This window comes from Kitasatospora cathayae, assembly GCF_027627435.1.
GTDB lineage: Bacteria > Actinomycetota > Actinomycetes > Streptomycetales > Streptomycetaceae > Kitasatospora > Kitasatospora cathayae.
Map to the genome: position 1 here is coordinate 1,488,820 of NZ_CP115450.1, position 24,578 is coordinate 1,513,397.

At 73.6% G+C, this 24,578-nt stretch carries 19 protein-coding genes and 1 pseudogene; 10 read left to right on the forward strand and 10 right to left on the reverse strand.

Going from position 1 to position 24,578, the window contains the following annotated elements; genetic code table 11:
* Positions 1 to 65: 65 nt before the first annotated feature.
* Entirely contained in the window at positions 66 to 1,289 is a 1,224-nt protein-coding gene (locus O1G21_RS06765; RefSeq protein ID WP_270141640.1) for a cytochrome P450 family protein, read from the forward strand.
* Between the two features lie 82 nt (positions 1,290 to 1,371).
* Here the strand turns inward: O1G21_RS06765 and O1G21_RS06770 are convergent.
* A pseudogene (locus O1G21_RS06770) lies at positions 1,372 to 6,921 on the reverse strand (SDR family NAD(P)-dependent oxidoreductase); the annotation flags it as partial.
* A gap of 70 nt (positions 6,922 to 6,991) precedes the next feature.
* Positions 6,992 to 8,056: a cell division protein ZapE gene (gene zapE / locus O1G21_RS06775; RefSeq protein WP_270141643.1), complete on the reverse strand. Its 1,065-nt coding sequence runs from the start codon at positions 8,054 to 8,056 to the stop codon at positions 6,992 to 6,994.
* 168 nt (positions 8,057 to 8,224) lie between these two features.
* Here zapE and O1G21_RS06780 point away from each other — a divergent pair, with 168 nt between their 5' ends.
* Complete coding sequence (locus O1G21_RS06780; RefSeq protein WP_270141645.1) at positions 8,225 to 9,007, forward strand: aminotransferase class IV; 783 nt, start codon at positions 8,225 to 8,227, stop codon at positions 9,005 to 9,007.
* A 26-nt stretch (positions 9,008 to 9,033) separates the two neighbouring features.
* A complete protein-coding gene (locus O1G21_RS06785; RefSeq protein WP_270141647.1) occupies positions 9,034 to 9,789 on the forward strand; it encodes a thioesterase II family protein in 756 nt (251 codons plus the stop codon).
* Between the two features lie 905 nt (positions 9,790 to 10,694).
* Here the strand turns inward: O1G21_RS06785 and O1G21_RS06790 are convergent.
* A complete protein-coding gene (locus O1G21_RS06790; RefSeq protein ID WP_270141649.1) occupies positions 10,695 to 11,408 on the reverse strand; it encodes a hypothetical protein in 714 nt (237 codons plus the stop codon).
* Positions 11,409 to 12,043: 635 nt separating this feature from the next.
* Between O1G21_RS06790 and O1G21_RS06795 the strand changes: the two genes are divergently transcribed.
* From O1G21_RS06795 to O1G21_RS06825, 7 genes are all read left to right on the forward strand, one after another.
* The gene (locus O1G21_RS06795; RefSeq protein WP_270141651.1) at positions 12,044 to 12,232 is read left to right on the forward strand and encodes a YegP family protein; all 189 of its coding nucleotides are present in this window, start codon (positions 12,044 to 12,046) and stop codon (positions 12,230 to 12,232) included.
* A gap of 112 nt (positions 12,233 to 12,344) precedes the next feature.
* Positions 12,345 to 13,571, forward strand: coding sequence for a glycosyltransferase family 4 protein (locus O1G21_RS06800; RefSeq protein ID WP_270141653.1), 1,227 nt, complete (start codon positions 12,345 to 12,347; stop codon positions 13,569 to 13,571).
* Entirely contained in the window at positions 13,568 to 14,794 is a 1,227-nt protein-coding gene (locus O1G21_RS06805) for a glycosyltransferase (RefSeq protein ID WP_270141654.1), read from the forward strand. The genes O1G21_RS06800 and O1G21_RS06805 overlap by 4 nt, the downstream gene beginning before the upstream one ends.
* A complete protein-coding gene (locus O1G21_RS06810) occupies positions 14,769 to 15,653 on the forward strand; it encodes an SGNH/GDSL hydrolase family protein (RefSeq protein WP_270141656.1) in 885 nt (294 codons plus the stop codon). Before O1G21_RS06805 ends, O1G21_RS06810 begins: the two co-directional genes overlap by 26 nt.
* A gap of 285 nt (positions 15,654 to 15,938) precedes the next feature.
* The gene (locus O1G21_RS06815; protein WP_270141657.1) at positions 15,939 to 16,637 is read left to right on the forward strand and encodes an SDR family oxidoreductase; all 699 of its coding nucleotides are present in this window, start codon (positions 15,939 to 15,941) and stop codon (positions 16,635 to 16,637) included.
* A gap of 212 nt (positions 16,638 to 16,849) precedes the next feature.
* Positions 16,850 to 18,052 carry an NUDIX hydrolase gene (locus O1G21_RS06820; RefSeq protein WP_270141658.1) on the forward strand — a complete coding sequence of 401 codons (1,203 nt, stop codon included), beginning with the start codon at positions 16,850 to 16,852 and terminating at the stop codon, positions 18,050 to 18,052.
* A gap of 11 nt (positions 18,053 to 18,063) precedes the next feature.
* Positions 18,064 to 18,504: a DUF6188 family protein gene (locus O1G21_RS06825; RefSeq protein WP_270141659.1), complete on the forward strand. Its 441-nt coding sequence runs from the start codon at positions 18,064 to 18,066 to the stop codon at positions 18,502 to 18,504.
* Between the two features lie 62 nt (positions 18,505 to 18,566).
* On the opposite strand, the gene O1G21_RS06830 is transcribed toward O1G21_RS06825, so the two are convergent.
* From O1G21_RS06830 to O1G21_RS06860, 7 genes are all read right to left on the reverse strand, one after another.
* Positions 18,567 to 18,941 (reverse strand): hypothetical protein, encoded by a 375-nt coding sequence (locus O1G21_RS06830; protein WP_196952843.1) that lies wholly within the window; start codon positions 18,939 to 18,941, stop codon positions 18,567 to 18,569.
* 5 nt (positions 18,942 to 18,946) lie between these two features.
* Positions 18,947 to 19,399 carry a roadblock/LC7 domain-containing protein gene (locus O1G21_RS06835; RefSeq protein WP_270141661.1) on the reverse strand — a complete coding sequence of 151 codons (453 nt, stop codon included), beginning with the start codon at positions 19,397 to 19,399 and terminating at the stop codon, positions 18,947 to 18,949.
* Positions 19,400 to 19,481: 82 nt separating this feature from the next.
* Positions 19,482 to 20,591 (reverse strand): hypothetical protein, encoded by a 1,110-nt coding sequence (locus O1G21_RS06840; protein WP_270141662.1) that lies wholly within the window; start codon positions 20,589 to 20,591, stop codon positions 19,482 to 19,484.
* 121 nt (positions 20,592 to 20,712) lie between these two features.
* Positions 20,713 to 21,096, reverse strand: coding sequence for a hypothetical protein (locus O1G21_RS06845; protein ID WP_270141663.1), 384 nt, complete (start codon positions 21,094 to 21,096; stop codon positions 20,713 to 20,715).
* 564 nt (positions 21,097 to 21,660) lie between these two features.
* Positions 21,661 to 22,680: an LLM class flavin-dependent oxidoreductase gene (locus O1G21_RS06850; protein WP_405000594.1), complete on the reverse strand. Its 1,020-nt coding sequence runs from the start codon at positions 22,678 to 22,680 to the stop codon at positions 21,661 to 21,663.
* A 59-nt stretch (positions 22,681 to 22,739) separates the two neighbouring features.
* Entirely contained in the window at positions 22,740 to 23,012 is a 273-nt protein-coding gene (locus O1G21_RS06855; RefSeq protein ID WP_270141665.1) for a hypothetical protein, read from the reverse strand.
* Positions 23,013 to 23,259: 247 nt separating this feature from the next.
* Positions 23,260 to 24,441: a peptidoglycan-binding protein gene (locus O1G21_RS06860; protein WP_270141667.1), complete on the reverse strand. Its 1,182-nt coding sequence runs from the start codon at positions 24,439 to 24,441 to the stop codon at positions 23,260 to 23,262.
* Positions 24,442 to 24,578 lie beyond the last annotated feature (137 nt).

Consider the following 24,578-nt stretch of genomic DNA (forward strand, 5'->3'; position numbering starts at 1 on the left):
CCGGTGAACGCATCGCACACCGGACATATGCGAAATCCACAAGTCCGCTGATTCAAGGAGAATCCGTGTCCCTGCCGATCATGGATGAGGAGTTCATGAGGAACCCGTATCCGGCCTACGACGCCTTGCAGAGCAAGGGGTCGGTGCACCGGATGCTGCTGCCGAGCGGGCTGAAGGTCTGGGCGGTCGTCAACTACGAGGAGGCGCGCATCGCGCTCTCGCACCCGGCGCTGTCCAAGGACATCGACACTTCGGTTCAACTCGGATATTTCGACCGGGAGATGTCCGAGGGCGGCACGCCGCGCCTGGAGCACAGCTCGGTCGGCCGGCACATGCTCAACATGGACCCGCCGGACCACACCCGGCTGCGCAAGCTCGTGAACAAGGCCCTGACGGCCCGTAGCGTGAAGAAGCTCGAGCCGGTCATCGAGGCCATCAGCACCGAACTCCTGGACGCCGCCGAGCGGAAGGCCGCCGCCGAGGGCGGCGTCGTCGACCTGGTCGAGGAGTACACGGCGCAGTTCCCCGTCCGGGTGCTCGGGCAGCTGCTCGGCATCAGCGAGGAGCACTTCCCGGTCCTGACCGGACTGACCGCCGCGATCATGTCCAACGACAACGAGAACGCGGGCCCGAACATGGCCCGGTTCGGCCAGCACATCGGGGAGATGATCCAGCTCAAGCGCGCCCAGCCGGCCGAAGACCTGGTCAGCGCGCTGATCCACGCCAGGGACGAGGAGGACAAGCTCTCCGACATCGAGCTGGTCTCCACCGTCTTCCTGCTCGTGGTGGCGGGTTACGAGACCACGGTCAACATGATCGGCCACGGCCTGCGGGCCCTGCTCAACCACCCGGAGCAGCTCGCGGCCCTGCGCCTCGACCCGAGCGGAATCCCGGCCGCCAACGAGGAGTTCCTCCGCTACGAGGGCCCCGGAAACCGGGCGACGCTGCGCTACGCCACCGAGCCGTTCGAGCTCGGCGGCGTGACGGTCGGCACCGGTGAGTACGTCTCCGTCCTGCTGGGCGCGGCGAACCGGGACGGCGCCCAGTTCGGCTGCCCCCACCAGCTCGACGTCACCCGTTCCACCGCCGGGCACCTGGGCTTCGGGCACGGCATCCACTACTGCGTCGGCGCCCCGCTGGCCCGCCTGGAGATGGAGATCGCCCTGCGTCACCTGCTGGGCCGGTTCCCGGACCTGGAGCTGGCCGTCCCGGACTCCGAATTGAAGTGGCGCAAGAGCTTCATGATGCAGGGCCTGGAAAGACTTCCGGTGCGTCTGCACAAGAACTGACAATGCGTCCGGAAAGGCCGTTGGTCTCCGATTCGGAGACCAACGGCCATTTCGCATTTCCGCCGCGGCCTCAGGGTGGCGGTCAGGCCTTGCCGAACTCCTGCTGGATGAACGCGAAGATGTCGTCCGCCGAGGCCGAGTCCAGGCCCCCGCCGGAGCCGGCCTCCGCACCGGTGGCCGCGGGAGCCGCGCAGATCCGCGCGAGCTCCTGGAGGCGCTCGTACAGCTTCCCGCGCACCTCCTCGTCACCGTCCGCGACCACGGCCCGCAGCGCCGTCTCGATCCCGTCCAGCTCGCCGATCAGCGGAACCGGCGCCTCCTCGATCGCCAGCTCCCCGAGTAGGTAGTCGCTCAGCGCCGTCGGCGTCGGGTAGTCGAACACGAGGGTGGTGGGCAGGGTCACCCCGACCGCGGCGCCCAGCCGGTTGCGCAGCTGCACCGCGGTGAGCGAGTCGAGCCCCATGTCGAAGAACCCACGGCTCTCGTCGACCAGTTGACCGTCGGCCAGGCCGAGCACGGCGGCGGCGTTCGTACGGACCAGATCGGCCAGGATCCGCCCGCGTTCGGCCGCCGGCACCGCGGCGAGCTGCCGCGGCAGCGAGGACTCCGCCGCCGCCGCGGGAGCGTCCCGGCGCACCGGCACCGGCAGCAGGGCCCGGAACAGGTGCGGGACGACGCCGCCGGGCGCCTGCGCACGCAGCTGCCTCAAGTCCACCCGGAACGGTACGAGCACCGCCTCCTCGTGACCCAGCGCGCCGGCGAACAGCTCCAGACCCTCCGCGGTCGACAGCGCCCGCAGCCCGTCCCGTTCGATGCGGGCGATGCCCGCGTCGTCCAGGTGGCCGGTCATGCCGCTCGACTCGGCCCACAGCCCCCAGGCGAGGGACACCGCGGGCCGGCCTTCGGCCCGACGGCGCTGGGCGAGGGCGTCCAGCACGGCGTTGGCGGCGGAGTAGTTGCCCTGCCCCGGTGCGCCGAACAGGGCGGCGGCCGAGGAGAAGAGCACGAAGGCCGAGAGGTCCGAGTCCCTGGTCAGCTCGTCCAGGTGCACCGCCGCGTCCACCTTCGGACGCAGCACGGTGTCGAACCGCTCCGCGGTGAGCGACTGCACGATCCCGTCGTCGAGCACCGCCGCCGTGTGCACCACCCCGGTCAGCGGGTGCTCCCGCGGGACGGAGTCCAGCAGTGCGGCCAGGGCCTCCCGGTCGGCGACGTCGCAGGCGGCGACGGTCACCGTGGCGCCCAGGGCGGCGAGTTCCTCCTGCAGCCCACCGGCCGCTCCGCTCCGGCTGACCAGCAGCAGCCGCCGCACGCCGTGGTCGGTGACCAGGCTGCGGGCGACGGCGCGGCCCAGCGCGCCGGTGCCGCCGGTCACCAGCACCGTGCCGTCCGGGGCGAACGCCGGCCCGTCCGGCTCCGTGTGGGTCGCGCGGGCCAGCCGAGGGACGTGGAGCTCGCCCTTGCGCAGCGCGAGCTGCGGCTCGTCGGCCGCCAGTGCCGCGGCCAGCGCCCGGCGCGAGGCCTGGTCGCCGTCCGTGTCGATGACCGTGAAGCGGCCCGGGTTCTCCGACTGGGCGGAACGGAGCAGGCCCAGCACGGCGGCCTGGGCGAGGTCGGGTGCCGGGTCGCCGGGGAGCGCGACGGCGCCCCGGGTGAGCAGCACCAGCCGGGAGTCCTCCAGCCGCGGCTCGGCCAGCCAGGCCTGGAGGAGTTCCAGGGCGGCGGTCGCCGCGGCGCGCACCCCGGTCTCCCCGACCGAGGCCAGGACGACAGCGGGGACCTCGGTTCCGGCGCCCGTTCCCGCGTCGAGCGCCGCGCGCAACTGCGCGAAGCCGTCCAGCCGTTCGGCACCCTCCGGCCCCGGGGTGTCCGGGCCGAGCACGGTCCGCGCCTGCTGCGCGGCCCGGGGGGCGGCGAGCCGCTCCCAGGTCAGCCGGAAGAGCGAGTCGGCCCGTCGCGCCGCCGCCGCGAGCTGTTCCGTCTTCACCGGGCGCAGCGCCAGGGACTTCACGGTCGCCACCGGCAGTCCCGACTGGTCGGCGACCCGGATCGTGACGGCCTCCTCGCCCGCCGGGGCGAGCCGGACCCGCAGCGCGGCCGCGCCGGCGGCGTGCAGCGAGACGCCGTGCCAGGCGAACGGCATCCGGCCGTGCTCGATCCCGCCGTCCTCGCCGACCAGCGCACCCAGCGGAATGGTCTGCAGCACCGCGTCGAGCAGCGCCGGATGGATCCCGAACCCCTGGGCGTCCGGCCGGAGCCGGTCGGGCAGCGCGACCTCGGCGAAGACCTCCTCGCCCCGGCGCCAGGCGGCCCGGATCCCCCGGAAGGCGGGACCGTACTCGAAACCGGCCGCCGCGAAGCGCTCGTAGACGTCGCCGACTTCGAGCTCGGCCGCGCCCTCGGGCGGCCAGCTGCCCAGCGGCACGGGGGTGATGGGGGCCGAGGGGGCGAGGACGCCGGTGGCGTGCCTGGTCCACGGCTCTCCGACGGCGAAGGCCTCCGGCTCGTCCGGGCGGGCGTACACCTGCACCGTACGGCGGCCCGAGGCGTCGGGCGCCGCCACCGTCAACTGCACCTGGACACCGCCCTGTTCGGGCAGCGGCAGCGGGCTCTCCAGCAGCAGTTCGTCGACCTGTCCGCAGTCGAGCAGCCGGCCCGCGTGGAGGGCGAGTTCGAGGAAGGCCGTACCCGGCAGTAGCACGGTGCCGGCGAGCGCGTGGTCGGCGAGCCAGACGTGGCTGCCGCGGGACAGGCGCCCGGTGAAGAGGAATCCGTCCGTCTCGGGCAGCGGCACGCCGGCGCCCAGCAGCGGGTTGTCGGCGTTGCGCAGGCCGAGCGAGTCGGCGTCCGTCCGGCCCTGCCGGGCCTGCGGCCACAGGCGCACCCGCTGGAAGGGGTAGGTGGGCAGCTCCACCGGCTGCGGCCGGCGGTCGCCGAGCACGACGCCCCAGTCCGGTGCGAGACCGTGGATCCAGGCCTGGGCGAGCGAGGTGAGCAGCCGCTGCGGACCGCCGTCGGTGCGGCGCAGCGTCTCCCCCAGGAAGACCTGGCCGCCGGCCGCCTCGCAGGTCTCCCGGATCCCGACGTGCAGGACGGGGTGCGGGCTGATCTCCAGGAAGTGCGCGTAGCCGTCGGCGACGAGCGCCCGCGTCGCGGGCTCCAGCTGCACGGTCTGGCGCATGTTGCGGTACCAGTAGTCGGCGTCGAGCTCGTCGGTGGCGAGCAGGCCGCCGGTGACGGTGGAGTAGAACGGCACGTCCGAGGCGCTCGGCGCGGTTTCGGCGAGCGCGGCCAGCATGCGCTCGTGGACCTCGTCGATGCGGGCCGAGTGCCCGGGCGTGTCGACGCCCGGGATGCGCCGGGCCCACGTCCCGTCGGCCTCCAGCGCGAGGCGGAACTCCTCCAGTGCGCCGCTGTCGCCCGAGACCACCACGGAGTGCGGCCCGTTGACGGCCGCGACGGAGAGCCGCTCGCCCCACGGCCGCAGCCGCTCCTCGACCGCCCGGGCCGAGAGCGAGACGGACAGCATGCCGCTGGTGCCCGACAGTTCGAGCAGGGCCTGGCTGCGCAGGGCCACGATCCGGGCGGCGTCGGGCAGCGAGAGCGCGCCGGCCACCACCGCGGCGGCCACCTCGCCCTGGCTGTGGCCGACGACCGCGGCGGGCTGGATCCCGCAGGCCCGCCACACCTCGGCGAGTCCCAGCATCACGGCGAACAGCGCGGGCTGGAGCACGTCCACCCGGTCGAGGGACGGCGTGCCCTCGGCGCCGCGCAGCACCCCGGTCAGCGACCAGTCGAGGTACGGTGCGAACGCCCGGTCGCACTCCTCGATGCGCGCGGCGAAGACCGGGGAGGACTCGAGGAGTTCGAGCGCCATGCCGGTCCACTGGGAACCCTGGCCGGGGAAGACGAACACCGGTCGGGCACCGGCCGGGGCGGTTCCCCGCGGCACGGTCGGGGCGTCCTCGGCGAGGGCGGTCAACTCCCGCAGCAGGGACTGCCGGTCCCGGCCGAGGACCACCGCCCGGTGCTCGAAGGAGGAGCGGTTGCGCACCAGCGCGGCCGCGATGTCCGCCGGGTCGGCGGACGGCTCCGCCTCGATGCTCTCCCGCAGCCGCTCGGCCTGCGCCCGCAGGGCGTCCGCCGACCTGCCGGACAGCAGCAGCGGGATCACCGGTGGCACCTCGGGGAGGACGGACGGCGTGGCCCGCGGCGTCTGCTCGGGAGCGGGCGCCGGCTCCTCCTCGACGGCCACCGGCGCCTGTTCGAGGATCGCGTGCGCGTTGGTGCCGCTGATGCCGAAGGAGGACACGGCGGCGCGCCGGGGCCGGCCGGTCTCCGGCCAGGGCCTGGCCTCGGTGAGCAGCCGGACGGCACCGGAGGACCAGTCGACGTGCCCGGTCGGCTCGGCGCAGTGCAGGGACTTCGGCAGGACGCCGTGCCGCATCGCCATGACCATCTTGATGATGCCGCCGACGCCCGCGGCGGCCTGGCTGTGGCCGATGTTCGACTTGAGGGAGCCGAGCCACAGGTACTGGTCCGAGGCGCGCTCCTGCCCGTAGGTGGCCAGGAGGGACTGGGCCTCGATGGGGTCGCCGAGGGAGGTGCCGGTGCCGTGCGCCTCGACGGCGTCGATCTCGTCGGAGCGCAGTCGCGCGTTCTCCAGCGCCTGGCGGATCACCCGCTGCTGGGAGGGTCCGTTGGGCGCCGTGAGGCCGTTGCTCGCGCCGTCCTGGTTCACCGCCGAGCCCCGGACCACCGCGAGGACGGGGTGGCCGTTGCGCCGGGCGTCGGAGAGCCGCTCCAGCAACAGCATGCCGACGCCCTCGCCCCAGCCGGTGCCGTCGGCCGCGGCCGCGAAGGCCTTGCAGCGGCCGTCGGGGGCGAGCGAGCGCTGCCGGCTGAACTCGATGAACGAGGCGGGCGTCGACATCACGGTGGCCCCGCCGGCCAGGGCCAGGGTGCACTCGCCGCGCCGCAGCGCCTGCGCGGCGAGGTGCAGGGTGACGAGGGAGGACGAGCAGGCGGTGTCGACGGTCAGCGCCGGGCCCTCGAAGCCGAAGGTGTACGCGATGCGCCCGGAGGCGATGCTGCCGGCGCTGCCGTTGATGACGTAGCCGGCGAGCTCGTCCTGCCCTTCGAGCAGGCCCTCGTAGTCGTGGTACATCACCGCGGCGAAGACCCCGGTGCGGCTGCCGCGCAGCGTCGTCGCGTCGATGCCGGCGCGTTCCACGGCCTCCCACGCGGTCTCCAGCAGGAGCCGCTGCTGCGGGTCCATGGCGAGGGCCTCGCGCCGGTTGATCCCGAAGAACTCGGCGTCGAACTCGGTCACGCCCCGCAGGAAGCCCCCTTCCCGCGTGTACGTGCGGCCGGGGCGTTCCGGGTCGGGGTCGTAGATGCCCTCGGTGTCCCAGCCGCGGTCGGTCGGGAAGGGCGATATCGCGTCGGTGCCGTCGGCGACCAGTCGCCACAGGTCCTCCGGCGAACCGACCCCGCCCGGGTACCGGCAGCTCATCCCGACGATCGCGATGGGCTCGTGGGCGGATTCCTCCGCCTCCTGGAGCTGCTGCCGGACGTTGCGAAGCTCGGCGGTGGCCCGCTTCAGGTAGTCGCGCAGCTTCTCTTCAGCCGCCATGGTCTTGCTCCTCCTACGGGATTCGCCACGGCCGGACGGCGGCCTCGGACCACCGTCCGGTCCTCGTTCACGCCTGTCTGGTCGCCCGCGTCGCACCCGGCGTGGCGGAGCCCGGAAGGAGCATGAGGCGACTGGCGGTGCGGTTGATGTCGATGGGCAGGGCATCGCCCCGCAGGCAGTCCGCCAGGGGGCCGTCGGCGACGAGGTAGAGCTTCGCGTCCCGGTCGCACAGGACGTCGACCAGGTTGGCGAAGCGCTGCGCGGCGTCCCTGCTGCCGGACGTCAGTTCCGGCAGTCCGGAGAGCACCCAGGTGCCGAACCGGTCGGCCAGGCCCAGGTAGTCGATGGTCGAGGTGCGCTCGTCGCACAGCTCGTGGAAGTCGAACCAGACGAGGTCGTCGCGCACGGCGCGGGCCACCAGGTCCCGGCCGCCGATGTCGATGCGCTGCCGCTCGCCGTCGGTCGGCGGCTCGAGCCCGGCCTCGCGCAGCTGCTGCTCGGTGCCGGGCCAGATGTAGGCCCCGCGCTGGAACTGCGAACGGGCCGCTCCGGTGGTGCTCTCCGCGCGGTAGTCCTGCGGGCCCGCGACCTCCAGGACGTCCAGGTTGCCTTCGAGCAGCTTGATGGTCGGCTCGAACATGTGGTGGTAGACCGGGTTCGGCAGCAGGCCGTCGGGCGGGTAGTTCGAGGTGGTCACCAGGGTGACCTTCTGGTCGAACAGCGAGGTCAGGACGCGGCCCATCATCATGGCGTCGCCCGGGTCGTGCACGTGGAACTCGTCGAAGAACAGCAGCCGGCAGTCGCTCAGCAGCTCGGCGACGGCCAGGTCGCAGGCGTTCCGTTCCTTGCGGTGCCGGGCGTAGACGGCGTGGAACTCCCGGAAGAACTCGTGGAAGTGCACCCGGCGCTTGTTCCGTACCGGCAGCGCCTCGTAGAAGACCCCGGTCAGCCAGCTCTTGCCGCGTCCGACCGGTCCCCACACGTAGACGCCACGCGGCTGCTTCCCGCCGAAGAAGCGGCGCCGGCCGGTCAACTCGGCGGCGAGCGCGGAAAGCCGCTCGGCCGCGGCGATCTGCGAGGCGTCGAGAACGAAACCCGCTTCCTCGGCTGCGCGCTCGAACTTCTCGATCAACTGACGGCCCCCCCGGTTCCAGTCTCAATAGCGCCGACACCGGTGACGGTTTCTCACCAGCGAGCGGTCGTGATCTTGCCAGAAGTCCACGGCCTGCGACAATGCCCTCCCGGGTGGTGATGATCGTCACTGTCGTCGGGCAACCTCGCAGGTGGAACACTGTGCGCCATGGAAGAGCTCGACGAGCGACAGTTGGGCGTCGACGAGATCACGTCGCTCGCACTGACCGGTTACGGACATTTCACAACCATGCGCGTCGAGGGCGGCGCAATACGCGGGCTCGGGCTGCATTTCGCACGACTGGCACGGGACTGCCGAACCGTGTTCGGCGCCGAACTGAACCTGGATCAGGTCAGTCAAGAACTCTGCCGCGCAGTGGATCTGACGACGGATGACATCATCGTCCGGATCACCGTCTTCGATCCGGACCTGAGCCTCCCTCACCCGGCCGGACCGGCCGCCCCGCGGATCCTCGTCACCACGCGTCCCGCACCGGCGGTTCCGCAGGGGCCGATGCGCGTCCAGCCCGTCAGGCACCTGCGCCAGGTCGCCGGGGTGAAGCACACCGGACTGTTCGACAGCCTGCACCTGCGTCGCGCGGCGCAACTCGACGGCTTCGACGACGCGTTGTTCCACGGCGACGAGCTGGGGATCTCCGAGGGCGCCACCTGGAACGTGGGATTCTTCGACGGCCACCGGGTGGTCTGGCCGCAGGCGGAGCACCTGCCCGGCGTGACCGAGGCACTGCTGACCGGAATTCACGAACGCTGTGTGTCACGGACCGTGACCCTGGACCAGCTCCCGGCCATGGAAGCGGCGTTCGCCACGAACGCGGCCGTCGGCGTCCGGCCGATCTCCGCCATCGGATCCGTGCCTTTTGCGGCGGATCATCCGATCCTGGCCGAACTCCGCGACCGTTACGCGGAGATCGAACCCGAGCAGCCGCGCTGACGATCCCCGGAAGGACAGCCCCACCCATGACTCGCACCGTCACCACCGACCAGCTCTGGATACGCCGCTACCACCAGGCCGATCCCGGCGCCCCGACCCTCGTCTGCCTCCCGCACGCGGGCGGCAGCGCCACCTTCTACTTCCCCATGTCCCGCGCGCTGGCCCCCCGTTGTGAAGTGGTGGCGGTCCAGTACCCGGGTCGACAGGACCGTCGCTCGGAGCCGTTGGTCGAGTCGATCGACGAGCTCGCCGACCAGCTCCTCCCCGTGCTCCGGCGGAACACGGACGGCCCGGTGGCGTTCTTCGGCCACAGCATGGGCGCCAGCCTCGCCTTCGAACTGGCCCGCCGCTTCGAGGAGGCCGGCACGGTGCCGAGCGCGCTCTTCGTCTCGGCCCGGCCCGCCCCCTCCCGCCACCGCGAGGGCGGCACCGTCCACCTCGGCGACGACGGCGAACTGATCGCGAAGCTCCGGGAACTCAGCGGCACCGACGAACAGGTGCTCGGCGACGAGGAGTTGCTCCGGATGGCGCTGCCCGCCATCCGCAACGACTACAAGGCGGCCGAGACCTACCGCTACCGGCCCGGCCCCGAGCTGAACTGCCCCGTGCACGTCCTCATCGGGACCGAGGACCCGATGGTCACCGAGGACGAGGCGGCCGCCTGGTCCGACCACACCACCGGCGCCTTCTCCCTCGACGTCCACGACGGCGGCCACTTCTACCTGATCCACCACCAGGCCCGGATCCTCCGCTCCATCGCCGAGCGCCTCAACTGCGTCTGAGTCCGGCGCGCACGCCCGCGCTCCCGACGTGCCCCGAACGGGCCACGTCGGCCCGGGGCCCGATGACTCGGATGCCCCGGTCGGCGGGCGGCGCGCCGGGGCCACCCCTACGGTGCGGTGCGAGGGGGTTGGCTAGCGCCCACACAGGCCTTCTGGCCTGGGAAAACATCTCTCGCCATCACTCGCCGCAGCCAGGTCCGCCCCCGAGTTCCACCACCTCCGTCGACCCGCGACTCAGCGCCCTGACCCGGTTCCTCCGGTCAGGGCGTACGGCTTCTCGGGTACGGGCGTCCCCTCCCGGTCGATCTCCGGGAGGGGACGAGACCCCTTCGAGTGAAGAACCGGGGCAAGGCCGCCCAATTGGCGGTTCGCTGGCGGCCGGGAAGTTTTCCAGACCATACGTTCAACTCCGGCGCTCACGGTGGCGGCACTCGTGTGCAGAGTTCGTCCGCACCTGCCACAGACCACGAAGCCAGGAGGAACAGTCATGCGCCTGACCCGCTGCGCTCTCGCTGCCGCATCGGTGGCGGCTTCCGTCTCGGCCCTCGGCCTGCCCCTCTTCCTCATGGACCGGACGTCCCACGGTTCCGATGCCACGCGGGTCCGCATGGTCGGATCCTCCGGCACGTCGCTGAGCAAGGCCGAACGGTCCTGGCCGCTCTCGACGAATCCGGGCCCGCAGGAACCAGTGCGCCCCTGTCACAGCTACGGCGGCCCCTACTGCGGTTGGGTGAGAGCATACTGGGGCGGCTGTGACAGGGAGTGGGGCCTGAGCTTCGGGATCAAGAACCCCAACTGGATCTGCCCCCACGACCCCCGCCCGAGTCCCTCGGCCACGTCGGACCCCTCCGAAGGCAGCACTTCCTCCTGACCGGTTCCGCCGGGAGGCCGGCCGTTCGCCATCACTACGGCTGGGTCGGCGGCACATCGGGCTCCTGGTCCGATGTGCCGTCAGGGGTCGGCGGTGCTGCCGGTCCCTGCTCCGGCCGAGTGGCACGCCGCCGACGGCGGCGGTGAAGCCAGGCCGCGGCCACCGCTCCTAGAACCGTCAGCAAGCCGCCGGTCGCGATCCCGACGCGCTTCGCGCCCAGGCGGCCAACGCTCCCACCGACAACCGTGCCATCGGGCGGAGGAGGGAGGCTGGTGCCGCCGGAGGCGGGAGTCTCCGGAGTGGTCTGGCCGTTGTGCCCGTGGTCCCCTTCCTGGGGTGACGGGGAGCCCGACTCCTGGGGCGACGGGGCGCCGGACGGGTCTCTCCCCTCGGCAGCCGCACCATCGTGCGGACGGGCGTGGTCATCGCGGTCACCGTCGTCGTGGCGGTGGTCGTCGTCGTAGTCGTCGACGCAGCGGGCGGCCGCGAAGGGGAAGACTCGCTCGTGGCGGTCGAAGGCCTTCACCACGAAGACCGGGTGTTCCCTGAAGAAGCCACGGATCTGAAACTCATACTGGTTGCTGGTCTGGGTGGGATAGTTCACGTCCATATACGTTGAAACGGAAAAGTTGTCCCACGGTGCCTCCGGCGACGAGGACGAGGACGACGGACTCCCCTGGAGAACGAGAGCCTCCGGCCCACGCCGACTGTTGGTCAGAATCGCCCTGAGGGTTCTGTCGATGAGCACGACGCGGCGGGGGCTGAAGCAGTGGCGCCAGGGGCTGTAGTGATGGCGGTGCCCCTCCCCACCCCCTTCTCCTGCCCCTTCCCCGTCCTCTTCCCGGGGCCACGCGGAGCCGGGCGCGTGCGGTGTGGACGCCTGCACGGCGACGCCTGCAGGCGCAGGAGCGAGAGCGATGGCCACACCGGCCAGGGACGCTACGACCCAGGGCCGAAGATTCATCAGATGACCTCCATGGGTGGCGGACGCGGGCAACCGCCTGCTGGGCGACACAGTCGAGTGTCAGAAGAAGTTAAGAGGGCTCGACTCGTCACACCGTGAACATCTTCGGGGAGCCGCACTCTTGTCACTCAGCCGTAGCAGCAGGCCCCGGTACGACGTAGCGTCCCCCGAGGACCGAGTCCCAGTACATCCCACGGGGTGCGCCGACACATCATCGTCCCGCCAGCACTCCAGTGCGACTTCGTGAGCTATCCGGTTGAGGGGTTGGCAAGTCGTCGCCGGCAGTGAGCGCCATCTGACCCGAACGGGTCAGGCGGCAGGGGGCCGATGACTCGGATGGATCATCTGACGGGCGAAGCAAGGCAGTTGGACCTACGGTGCGGAGCCAGGGGGCCACACGAGCGAGAGGCTGTTTCGGCATGGCTGGGAAATTCGAGCTGTACAAGGACGAGAGCGGGATGCACCGGTTCCGGCTCAAGGCGAGCAACGGGTCCATCGTGGTGACGGGCGACCCGCAGGAGAGCAAGGACGACTGCCTGAAGAGCATCGAGTCGATCCGCAAGCTCGCGCCGTACGCGGAGCTCAAGGAGACGGCCGGATCGGCCTGAGGTTCGGACGGCGTTCGACGCGCGGGTCGGTGGTGCAAATCGCCGACCCGCGTTCGCCTGTACGACAGATCCCTTTGGCCGGGTGCACGCCGGGCGCGGAGACAACACGGGCATGCGCGTCGCCATCGTCACCGAATCCTTCCCGCCCGAGGTCAACGGAGTCGCCCACAGCGTGCTGCGGACGGCCGAGCACCTGGTCCGCCGGGGCCACCAGCCCCTCGTCGTCACTCCCGCCCCGGCACGGGGCGCCCACTGCCCGCCCCGGACCTTCGGCTCCGGCGTCGAGGCCGAGCGGATCCCCGTGGTGCGCATCCCCTCGATGCCGCTGCCGGGCTACCCGCAGGTACGGATCGCGCTGCCGAGCCGGCAGCTGGCCGCCGCCCTCGCCGGGCACCGGCCGGACATCGTCCACCTGGCCAGCCCGTTCGTGCTGGGCGCGCGCGGGATGCGGGTCGCGGCGCGGCTCGGAGTGCCCGCCGTCGCCGTGTACCAGACCGACCTCGCCGGGTACGCCCACGCCTACCGGGCCGGGCGGGGCCTCGGCGAGGCCGCGGCCTGGCGCCGGATCCGGGCCGTGCACCGGGCCGCCGCCCGCACGCTGGCGCCGTCCACCCCGGCCGCGCAGGACCTCACCGCGCACGGGGTGCCCCGGGTGCGGCTGTGGCCGCGCGGGGTGGACTCGGTGCGCTTCCACCCGCGGCACCGCGACGAGGCGCTGCGCCGGGCGCTCGCCCCGGGCGGGGAGGTGCTGGTCGGGTACGTCGGGCGGCTGGCGCCGGAGAAGCGGGTGGACCTGCTGGCCGCCGCGTCCGCCCTGCCCGGAGTGCGGGTGGTGGTGGTCGGGGACGGGCCCTCGGCGCCCGGGCTGAAGGCCTCGCTGCCGGGCGCGGTGTTCCTCGGCCGCCGCACCGGCGAGGAACTGGCCCGCTGTTTCGCCGCCCTGGACCTGTTCGTGCACACCGGCCCGCTGGAGACCTTCTGCCAGACCATCCAGGAGGCGATGGCCAGCGGCGTACCGGTGATCGGCCCGGCGGCCGGCGGCCCGCTCGACCTGGTCGCGCACCACCGCACCGGGCTGCTGGTGCCGCCCAGGGACGGCGCCGCGGTGGCCCGGGCGGTGGCCGAACTGGCCGCCGACCCGGCGCGGCGGGCCGCGTACGGGCGGGCCGGGCGGGCCGAGGTGACCGCCCGGACCTGGGAGGCGGTCGGCGACCTGCTGCTGCGGCACTACGCCGAAGTGCTGGCGGAGCACCGGGGACTGCCCACTCCCCTCCCTCCGTCGGCGGCGGCTTCGGCCGAGCCGGTGGTGCCGGTCCTGCCGGAGGAGCTGCCGGCATGACGACGCCCCCGCCCCGGACCGGGCCGTTGACGATCGTGCGGCTCGCCAACTTCGTCACCCCGGTCTCCGGCGGCCTGCGCACCGCACTGCGCCACCTGGGCGCCGGGTACCGGGCGGCCGGCCACCGGCCGGTGCTGATCGTGCCCGGTGAGCGGCGCTCCGCGGAGGAGACCGAGCAGGGACTGGTGATCACCATCCCCGGGCCGGTGCTGCCGGCCAGCGGCGGCTACCGGCTGCTGGCCGACCGGCGGGCGGTGGCCGCCGAGCTCACCCGGCTCGGCCCCGACCGGCTGGAGGTGTCCGACCGGACGACCCTGCGCTGGACCGGCGGTTGGGCCCGTCGGCACGGCGTCCGCTCGGTGATGGTCTCGCACGAGAGCGCCACCGGACTGCTGCGCACCTGGGGAGTGCCCGGTCCGCTCGCCGCCGCGGCCGCCGACCGGCTCAACGCCGCCACCGCCCGCGCCTACGACTCGGTGCTCTGCACCACCGACTGGGCGGCCGCGGAGTTCCGGCGGATCGGCGTGCCCAACCTGGTCCGGGCCCCGCTCGGGGTGGACCTGGCGGCGATGCGGCCGCTGCCGGCCGCCGCCCGGGCGGCGCAGCGGGCCCGGTACGCGGCGGCCGGGAACGTGCTGCTGGTGCTCTGCTCGCGGCTCTCCGCGGAGAAGCGGCCCGAGCGGGCGGTCGAGGCACTGGGCCGACTGCGGGCGCGCGGGCTGCCCGCCGTCCTGGCGGTGGCCGGGACCGGCCCGCTGCGGGAGCGGCTGGCCGCCCGGGCCGCGCGGCTGCGGCTGCCGGTGCGCTTCCTCGGTCACCTGAACGGGCGCGCGGAGCTGGCCGGGCTGCTGGGCAGTGCGGACGTGGTGCTGGCCCCCGGGCCGGTGGAGACCTTCGGACTGGCCGCGCTGGAGGCACTGGCCTGCGGCACACCGGTCGTGGCCAGCCGCTCCTCCGCGCTGCCCGGGCTGATCGGTCTCGCCGGGGTGGCCGCCGCCGACACCGGGCCCGGATTCGCCTCCGCCGTACGGGAGTTGCTGGACCGGCCGGAGGAGGCACGACGGGCGGCCGCCCGGGCGCAGGCCGAACGGTACGGCTGGCCGGCGGCGGTGGCGGGCTTCCTGGCGGCGCACGGGGTGCGGAACTCCGGAGCGACCGAAGGGGCACGGAACTCGATGGCTGCGGAAGGGGGTCGGGATGAGCGTGCTGGACGCCGGGCCTGACCGGGCGGCGGAGGAACGCCCGGCCGCGGGCGAGCTGCTGCGCTTCGTCGCGCTCGGGGACTCGTTGACGGAGGGGGTCGGGGACCAGGTCGGCGAGCAGTGGCGCGGCTGGGCCGCCGTCCTCGCCCGGTCACTGGCGCCGGAGGGGCGGGCGGTCGAGTTCACCAACCTGGCGTACAGCGGCGCCCTCACAGCCGACTTGACGGCACATCAACTGACCGACGCACTGGACCGGCGGCCCCAGCTGGCGGCGGTGGTCGTCGGCGGCAACGACACCCTGCGGGCCGGCTTCGACATCCGGCGCACCACCCTGGAGCTGGACGCCACCCTTGGTGAACTCGCCCGCCACGGCGCCGTTTTGCTGACCGCCTGCCTGCCCGACCCCGGCGCCCTGCTCCGGCTCCCGGCACCGCTCGCCCGACCGCTGGCCCGGCGGATGCGGGCGGTCAACACCGTGGTGCACGCCCTCACCGTGCGGCACCGGGCGGTGCACCTCCACCTCGCCGAACTGCCCTGGTGCGCACGGCGCGGGCTGCTGAGCGTCGACCGCCTCCACCCCAGCGCCGCGGGCCACCACCTGATCGCCCGCCGGTTCCACGAGCTGCTCACCACGGCCGGCCACCCGCTCGGCCCGCCACCCGCCGCCGAACCGGCCGAACCCCCACCGGGCCTCGCCGCCGACCTGTGGTGGATGGCCACCCGGGGCACCCGCTGGGTCGCCGCCCGCAGCACCGACCTGCTGCCGGGCCTGCTCGCCCTGGCGGCGGCGGAGGGCGCCGCCCGGCTGCGCGGGTCCAGCGGGCGGCACGACGAGCAGATGGCGCGCGCCGCGGCCCAGGCCCTGGCGGCGCTGGGGTGACGGGTCGTCCGCCGGACCGGAGCGTGCGCGGCTCGGGGACCGCATGCGCCGAGCGGGCGCCAACACCGGGCCCGGCAGCGCGGGTTCGGGTTCGGCCGGATTGTCCGGCATCGTGCCCGGTCAGCGCTGGCGTACCGGCTCGGCGGTGAAGATCGCTGGGTATAGTGCAGGCGTTTCGGGGAACCCGCGACCCGGATTCGGCCCACCGCACGCGCCAGTTCGCGTCCAGGGCCGTCCAGGAGCCTGGCGGAGCCCCGATGACCACGTCGCTGAGGAGGCCGTCCCATGGAACCCGTCACGCTGATCACCGGTGGCTCGAGCGGAATCGGCGCCGCCACCGCCCGCGCCCTGCTCAAGCAGGGCCACCGCGTGGCCGTCACCGGGCGTGACGCGGACAAGCTGGCCGCCTTCGCCGCCTCGGCCGCGGCGGACGAGCGGCTGCTGACGATCACCGGCGACACCAGCCACGCGCCCGACGTCGCCTCCGCCGTGCGCCACGTGGTGGACACCTGGGGCCGACTGGACAACGTCATCGCCAACGCCGGGTTCTCGCTGCCCGGCAACCTGGAGAGCCACGCCCCGGAGGACATGCGCGACATGGTCCTCACCAACGTCCTGGGCCCGGCCCTGCTGGTGCGGGAGACCCTGCCGCGGCTCAGGGAGTCCAAGGGCCGGATCGTGATCATCGGTTCGGTCGCCGGGGTCCGCAACACGCCCGGCAACCTGTACTCGGTCACCAAGTGGGCCGCGCACGCACTGGCCGAGAACACCCGGCTGCTGGTCGGCAAGGACGGAGTCGGCGTGACCGTCGTCGCCCCCGGCGTGGTGGACACCCCGTTCTGGGACGAGCGCGGCGGCACTCCCGAGGCCGCGCCGGCGTTGACCGCCGAGCAGATCGCGGACACGATCGCCTTCGCCCTCGACCAGCCCGCGGGCGTGGACATCAACCACATCACCATGCGGCCGACCGGGCAGACCGGCTGACTCCGCGTTCCCGACGGCCGTGCGCCCGAGCAGGGTTCTCGATGTCATGATCATCCGTCATGCCCGTTGTGCCGCGAACCCGTTGGCGGTGCCCCTCGAACGGGACGCGGGCCGCATCATCCCCTGGTGGTGATCAGAGCGGGCGTCGGGAGGGAACCATCGGGTCTGCGGGGGTGTCGTCCCCGGGGAGCGATGTGGTGGAAGGAGCCGGGGTGGAGACGTCGAGCAGGGCGGGGCGGGGGATCCTGGCGGCGGCCGGAGTGCTGTTCCCGGACGCGCAGGGGCGGGTGTTGGTGGTGCGGCTGCCGTACGACCGGAAGCATCCGGTGGCGGTTCCGGGTGGCGGGTGGGAGCCGGCCGACCGTTCGCCGCGGCAGACCGCCCTTCGGGAGATCGCCGAGGAGTTGGGGTTCACGCCGCGGCTGGGCCCGTTGGCATGTGTCGACTGGGCGATGTCCCGGACCCGTCCGCCGATCGTGGCGTACCTGTACTGGGCCGAGCCACTGACGGCGGAGCAGGTGGCGGCGATCCGGCCGGATGCGGCGGAGGTGGGCGGGTGGGTGTGGCTGACGACGGAGGCGGCGGCGCACGCCTTGCCGCCCCGGCTGTCCCGGCGGGTGACGGCGTGCATGCGGGCGCCGCGGGCGGCCGGGCCGCTGGAGCTGGAGGACAGCCGGCCGGTCGGACACACCCTGCGGGAGCTGCCCGCCGACGGGCCGGCGCCCGAGTACACCGGGCTGGCCGCCGCGCCGGGCCTGGGGGCGGGGGCGGGCCTGGAGGTGGGGGCGGGACTGGAGGTGGCGCCGGGCCTGGGAACCGCGCCCGGGTCGGAGGCGGCGGAGGTGCGGTCGCCGGAGCCGCCGATGGACCGGGACACCTACTACGCCACCCGGCCGCGGATCCGGGCGAAGGCGCGGGCGCTGTTCACGGATGGTGACGGGCGGGTGCTGTTGGTACGGCTGCGACCGTGGTCCGGGCCGTACGAGGACGTGCCGTACTGGACGCTGCCGGGCGGCGGCATCGAGGCGGACCGGGAGACGCCCCGAGCGGCGGCGCGGCGGGAGATCCGCGAGGAACTCGGCTGGGAGGTCGAACCCGGGCGGCTGTTGGCGCTGGACTGGCAGCCGGGTGCGGCGGCCGATCCCGACGCGGATCCGGCGACCGGCCGGGACACCGCCGTCCTGGTGTACGTGTACGACGGCGGCACGGTGACGGAGCGACTGCTCGGCTCGATCGCGCTGCAGGAGCAGGAGCTGGTGGAATGGCGGCTCTGCGAGCCGGCCGAGGCCCGGTCGCTGCTGTCCGGGCCGTCCTGGGACCGGGTGGCCGCCGCGCTGGCCGCCCGCGAGCGGGCCGGCGGGCCGGTCGAGCTGGTGCGCGGGCGGGCGGTCGGTTGGGAACCGTCCGGCGGGTGAAGACTGGGAACATGCAGAACGCGATCACAGAGGTGCTGGCCGGTCGGCGGGTCGAGGCGGTCAGCGGCGGAGTCCGGCTCGACCTGCGGCTCGACGGGTCGGTGACCGTACGGGTGGCGCACGAGTTCCGCTTCGCGGCGCCGTCCTTCGCCGCGCCGGAGGAGGTCGAGCACTTCTTCCCGGCGCTGACCTTCCGGCCGACCCCCACCCTGCTGGCGCTGGTCGGACGGACCGTCGGCAGCGTTCGGATCACCCCGGCCGGCGGCCTCGAGCTGGGCTTCGCGGAGGGCGGCGTGCTGTCCGTGCCGCCGCACGCGCTGCTCGCGCCGTGGAGCGTGCTGACCGCCGAGGGGGCGGTGTGCGCGGGGCTGCCGGGCGGGGAGGTCCGGTGGGAGGGGCCGTGGAAGGAGCCCGGCGGGGAGGCGCAGCGGACGGAGCCCGGCGGGGTGTGAGCCGCCGCCGGGCCCGTCCGTCGGCCTCGTCCACCGGGGCCCGTCCGTCAGCCGGTGGCTGGTCAGACCTCCAGGTCGGCCTCGATCCTGGTGAGCTGGTGGCGGGCCATCGCCAGGTTTGCGCGTGCCTTGTCCAGCGCGAGGTAGAGGAACAGGCCCTTGCCGGTGCGGCCGGTGAGCGGGCGGATCAGGTGGTACTGGCTGGTCAGCGTGATCAGGATGTCCTCGATGCCGTCCTGCAGGCCGAGCATGTCCATGGTCCGCATCTTGGCGCGCACCACGTCGGTGTTCCCGGCCGCGGCCACGTTGAGGTCCAGGCCGCCGGGGCCGTCGAGGGTGGCGAGCGCCATGCCGCTGTTGTAGTCCACCAGGGCGGCGCCGATGGCGCCCTCGATGCTGGTCATGGCCTGCTTGAGCGCGCCTGCTGCGTCGGTCATGGTATTCAACTCCCGTTGGATGGTGGGGTGTTCGGTCGAGGGGGGACGGTCGAAGGGACTGGTCGGCCCAGGTCGCGCGGGTCCTTGGGCGCCAGGGCGTCGTTGAGGAGGTCCGCGATGCGCCGGGCGCAGCGGCGGGCCTCCAGGTGGAGCCGGCCGACGTTGACGTCCGGGTGCGCCAGCAGGGTCAGCACGCAGCTGCCGCCGGCCGCGTAGGTGGCGACGTAGCCGTGCTCGCCGCGCACCACCGACTCGCGGAACTCGCCCTGGCCGGTGGTGTCGGCGAGCCGCTGGGCGAGCGAGAGCGAGGCGGCCGTCATCGCGGCCAGGCCGGAGGGTTCGGTCCCGTGGGTGTCGTGCGCGACCAGCAGGCCGTCCACGCTGGCCACCAGGCCGCCCGCGAGGTGCGGGACGCGGCGTTTGACGGCGCGGAGCTCGGCGAGCAGCTCGGTCTCCAAGGCGATCAGTTGTCTCCTTCCGACACGCTGCTTGAGCGCCCGCCTCATGGCCGGTACGGCGGGGTCGCGGGCGGAGGGTGGTTCAAAGTCGGGCCTCCAGAAGGTCTCGGACCCGGGTCAGCAGCGCGATGTCCGGGTCGGGGACGGTCAGCGGGTGGGCCGCTGCCGTGGCGGGCGGTCGGTCGGAGCGGGTGGGCGCGGGGGCTGCGGGCCCGGTGGCCGCGGGGCCGGTGGCCGGAGCGCTGCGGAGGGTGGCGCCGGGGACCCTGCGGTGCAGGCCACCGCCGGGCCGCGCGGGTACGGCGGCCGGCGGCGTGGGCGCCGTCGTCGGTCGTCCGGGCGTCGTCGCTGGTCGGGCGGGCATCGCGGCCGGCGGTGCGGGCATGGTGGTCGGCGGCGCGGGCGGTACGGGCGGCAGCGCGGGGGCCGCGGCCGGGGATGTGCCGGTCGGAGCCGCGTGCCGCGGGGCGTCGAGCAGCCCGGCGGCGGCCAGGCGGCGGACGTCCGCCGTCACGCCGAAGCCGGAGCGGCCGAGCAGCCGGGCCAGGTCCGCCGGGGTTCTTCGGCCGTCGGCGTGGTCGAGCAGGTCACGGCTGCGGCGGCCGGGCGGGCGGCGCGAGGGGCACCGGCTGCGCTCGACCGGACGGACGGGTGCGGTGTCGAGCTGCGGCCAGGGCCAGATCCCGTCGAGGAGTCGGCGTCGGCGCTCGACCTCGCGGCCCAGCCGCGCCGGGTCGACCAGCGCCACCGTGCCGAGCCAGTGCCGGGCGTCGGACTCGAACCGCCAGGTGCCGCCGGACCGGTCGGCGAGGACGAAGTAGGCGGCGTCGAACAGCGTTCCCAGGTGGCCGAGTTCGAGTTCGCCGCGGGTGAGCAGCCGGCGTTCGACCAGTACCTCGCCGACTCGCCCCTGCGGGCCGTGGCGGTGCAGGAGTTCGGCCCAGCCTTCGGGGGTGATCCGGCCGCAGCCGGTGAGCAGGTCGGCGAGGCCGGGCGCGCGTGGGGACTCGGCGGCGGCCACCTGGCCGTCGACCAGGTACAGGAGGCCGAGCGGGCCGTGCAGGGCACCGGTGGCGCGGCGGGCGGCGAGCAGGGCGACGGCCTCGCCGGGGCTCCTCGGTGCGGTGGACTCGGCCCGGGGGGCCCGGGGGGCCGGTTCGACCAGGCGGGCGGCGGCGGTCACGCGGGCCACCGCCGGTGGGTACGGCGCGGCGTCGCCCGAGGGAGGCCCTGCGCAGCGTTCCGGGAGGTGTGACGAGCGGCGGTCACGCGGTCGGCCGGCCGGTGTGCGGTGGTCGGGGCGGGCGCGGCGCTCACCCCAGCACCAGTTCCTCGGCGAGGGCCTGGAGGCGGAAGCGGGCGACGGCCAGGTTTCCCGACTCGCGGTCGAGCCAGAGGTGCAGGACGAGCCGGCTGTCGAAGGCGGTGTCGATGAAGCGGATCAGGTGGTAACTGCGGCCGGCGGTGACGATGATGTCCTCCAGCGGCGCGTGCCGGTCCTCCGCAACGGTGAAGGTCTGGCTCTCAACGGCCGCGCGCACCAGGTCGGTTGCCTCGGCGGCCGCGGTCTCGTGCTCACCGACCGGGCTGTCGCCGAGGCTGCCGAGGGCGAGTCCGCTGCTCCAGTCGACCAGGCTCGCCGACCGGGCTCCGGCGATCGCCATCGCTCCGGAGAGGCATTCGTCGATACCCGGCACGCCGGCTCCTTCGAGGGGTCTGAGTGGCCGGGCGCAGCGCGGCTCCGGCCGGGTCGCCACCAGCAGTGGCAGGTTCGACACGGAAGGCTACTGCCGGATTCCGTATGACGAACATTCCAGTGGCATATTCACACCAACTGCGGCGAATTCCGGCCAAGGTATGAGGGTGGGTCAGTCCTGCCCAGGAGGCAAAGCCGCTGGCGTGGCGCCCGTCACGGAGAGTCGCCCAGCGATCACCTGGTACGGGACCTTGGCCGATACCGGATTGCAGCCGGGAGTTTCGAGGCCGAAAGTGCGATAAGAGGGCATGTTCGTCGACGGCCCGACGGGCGGACATGACGGCGGGCGGACATGACGAAGGGGCCCGTTCCATTGGATGGAACGGGCCCCTTCGGGTGGAGCGCCAGGCCCGGGTCGCACGGACTCTTCCCACTGAAAGTGGGACGTGCTCTGGTAGCACCGCTGACGCACGTTCGAGAGATCCTCGCTTCGGAAGATCATTTCCTCTCGACGTGCAGAACAATAGCAGGTCATCACACCAAGTCAGAAATCGGGGAGACCGGCTCAGACCTGGCCGACCGCCTCGGCGAGCAGCCGGTAGGAGTCGAGCAGCGCGGTGCGATCGTAGGTGCTGGTCGCCACCAGGAACTCGTCCGCGCCGGTGCGTTCCACCAGGGCGGCCAACTCGGCGGCGGCCTGCTCCGGAGTGCCCGCGATGTGGCCCTTGAGCGACTGCTCGAACGCGGCCCGCTCGCGCCCGCTCATCGCCCGTGCCCGGATCCCGGCGGGCGGCGCCAGCGGCGGGAACTCCCCGTGGGTGCGGGAGTAGGCGCCGGCCCAGGCCTCCGGGACGAGCAGCTCGCGCGCCAGTTCCTCGGTCTCGGCCACCGCGACCGTGCCGGAGACCACCACGTACGGCTCGGCGGCCTGCGCGGAGGGACGGAAGCGGCTGCGGTACTCCTCGATCGCCCTGAGCATCCGCCCCTCTCCGCGCGCGGCGGCGATGACCAGCGGCAGTCCGGCTTCGGCGGCCAGGTCGGCGCCGGCGCCGGTGGCCAGGACGAAGACCGGCACCTGCAGGCCCTCGGCCGGCCGGGCGTGGACGTCGCGGTGCACCTGCTGCGAGCCGTCGAAGTAGCCGAGCAACTCGGCCAGCTGGCCGGCGAAGTCGTCCGCGGCGTCCTTCTCCCGCCCGAGCGCCCGCCGGACGCCGTCGGTGAAGCCCACCGAGCGGCCCAGGCCCATGTCGATCCGGCCCGGGAACAGCGACGCCAGCACCCCGAACTGCTCGGCCACCACCATGGGCCGGTGGTTGGGCAGCATCACCCCGCCGGTACCGACCCGGATCCGGGTGGTGGTCGCCGCGACCGCCGCGGCGAGCACCGTCGGCGCCGATCCGGCCACCCCGGGCACGCCGTGGTGCTCGGAGACCCAGAAGCGGTGGTAGCCCAGCCGCTCGACCTCCCGGGCGAAGGCCACCGTGTTCCGAAGCGCCTGCGCCGGCTCCTCGCCCTGTCTGGTCCGGGAGCGGTCGAGGACGGAGAGCCTGGCCGTGGGCGTCGCGCTGATCACGTGGGTGGACAACACCCCTCTGCCGCGCGGGCATTCCCGGGCCCGGACCGGACCGGGCGCGCCGTCATCGGTCACCGGGCCCCGGGTATTCGCCCCGGGCGCTCTCCCGCGGCGTTGCGGCGCCCCCAGGGCTGGTACTCCGACAGGATGACGTTGAACGGGTAGAGCGAGAACGCGACCGCCGGGACGATCACCGTGTCGTACCGGACGAATCCGAGCTCCGACACCGGGATCGGACCGGTCGGGTGCGCGTCCGCCACGCGGACCGCGTCGTGCAGCCGAGCGGTGAGGGCGAAGACCGAGGCCGCCATCGCGCCGAGCGTCAACCAGAACTTGGTGCTCACCCAGTAGTACCGGAACGGGCCCCAGGGCGCGCCGGGCCCAGCGCCACCCCGCTCAGGGGCCGGACGGACCGGACGCACGGGTGCCTCCTTCGAGTCGGGGCCACGACGATGCGCCCAGACTCCCCCGCCCGCCCCTCACCGGGCATCTGACAGCGGAAGTAACCTCAGCTACTCCCCGGCGAGTACGCGCCCGCCGCTCACCGCCACCGGCGGACTCCCCCGGAAGTGGACCAACGCCCCGCCCGGCTCAGTCCGTCACCGCGAAGCCCTGCGCCGCACCCAGCCGCTGCAGCGAGTCCCGACCGGGGATGCCGTCCGCGGCCCCCGCCGTGTACCCGCACCGCCGCTGCCAGCCCGCGTACGCCGCGACCGTGAGACTGCCGTACGAGCCGTCCACCCAGCGCTGTTCGAGCAACCCCTCGTCCGCCAGCGCCTGTTCGACGATCGCCACCTCGGCCCCGTACGTCCGGTGCCCCTGCTCCGCCCCCGGGTCGCTGCGCGCCGCCGCGACGACGTGGGCGAGCGAGACCGTGCGCGGCCCGGGCAGGTAGCCGAGCAGCCGCAGCAGCGAGTCCTCGCCCGGTACGCCGTCCGCCGCCGGCCCGGAGTAGCCCAGGCTCGCCTGGTAGTCGGCGTAGTTCTCGGTGTCCGCGTCCGTCCAGGTCGGGCCGGGCCCGGAGTGGTAATGGGCACCGAAGCCGGCCGCGACCAGCGCCCGACCGACGGCGGTCACCTGGTAGCCCTGGGCGCCGTACCCGTACGCCAGGCCGTTGATGGTGACCTGGTACCGGGCCGGGACGGACCCCCCGGACGGGGGCGGGTCGGACGGGGTGCCGGAGCCGCCCCTGAAGTCGGGCCAGGAGCCGGGGTCGACGTGGTCGTTGAACGGCACGTGGGCGTGCGCGTACCAGCCGCCGCGGGTCTCCCAGACGTGCTCGTCGCGGTGGTCGGAGAAGTCGGTCGGCCGCCCCATCGGCCAGGCGTCGGGCACGCCCCAGGAGGAGACCCAGGCGTGGATCCGCTGCCAGCCCGCGCACGGGGTGTCGACCAGCCGCGGGTAGACCGTGCCCTGGTGGCGGCAGTACGGGAAGAAGACCGCCTCGATCTGGATCACCACCCGCCCCGCCCGGTTGGTGCGGGTCGGGCTCTGGGCGGGGCTGAGCAGGCTCTTCGAGCGGGAGTCGGCGGGGAACAGCTGGGCGGCGCGCCCGCTGAACGGGTCCCAGACCAGGTGCGGGGCGTCACCGGCACCGGCGCCGGTGAAGTACCCGACCAGGTCCTCGTAGGAGCACCAGTCCTGCGGTGCGGCGGCGGTGGCGTTGCGGTCCCAGGTGATGTGGGCGATGGCCTTCGGCGGGTACTGGTGGTCGGTCGGTGCGTGGTCACCGAGGTCGTGGATCTCGGCACCGGGCAGCCACAGTTCGGGCATGCTGGCTCCTCCGAACGGCGTCGTGACGTCAATGCCGTTATCGGCAGGTTCACACCGGGGATTGACCCCGGCGGCCCGATCGACGGCATTGAACCGCCCGGACCCGCACGGTCGTTCGGATCAAGGCGGGGAATTCG

Coding starts and splice junctions, on each gene's coding strand:
- O1G21_RS06800 (WP_270141653.1), top strand. CDS start 12,345: ATGCGCGTCGCCATCGTCACCGAATCCTTCCCGCCCGAGGTCAACGGA.
- O1G21_RS06830 (WP_196952843.1), bottom strand. CDS start 18,941: ATGACCGACGCAGCAGGCGCGCTCAAGCAGGCCATGACCAGCATCGAG.
- O1G21_RS06785 (WP_270141647.1), top strand. CDS start 9,034: ATGACTCGCACCGTCACCACCGACCAGCTCTGGATACGCCGCTACCAC.
- O1G21_RS06825 (WP_270141659.1), top strand. CDS start 18,064: ATGCAGAACGCGATCACAGAGGTGCTGGCCGGTCGGCGGGTCGAGGCG.
- O1G21_RS06780 (WP_270141645.1), top strand. CDS start 8,225: ATGGAAGAGCTCGACGAGCGACAGTTGGGCGTCGACGAGATCACGTCG.
- O1G21_RS06805 (WP_270141654.1), top strand. CDS start 13,568: ATGACGACGCCCCCGCCCCGGACCGGGCCGTTGACGATCGTGCGGCTC.
- O1G21_RS06860 (WP_270141667.1), bottom strand. CDS start 24,441: ATGCCCGAACTGTGGCTGCCCGGTGCCGAGATCCACGACCTCGGTGAC.
- O1G21_RS06810 (WP_270141656.1), top strand. CDS start 14,769: ATGAGCGTGCTGGACGCCGGGCCTGACCGGGCGGCGGAGGAACGCCCG.
- O1G21_RS06795 (WP_270141651.1), top strand. CDS start 12,044: ATGGCTGGGAAATTCGAGCTGTACAAGGACGAGAGCGGGATGCACCGG.
- O1G21_RS06815 (WP_270141657.1), top strand. CDS start 15,939: ATGGAACCCGTCACGCTGATCACCGGTGGCTCGAGCGGAATCGGCGCC.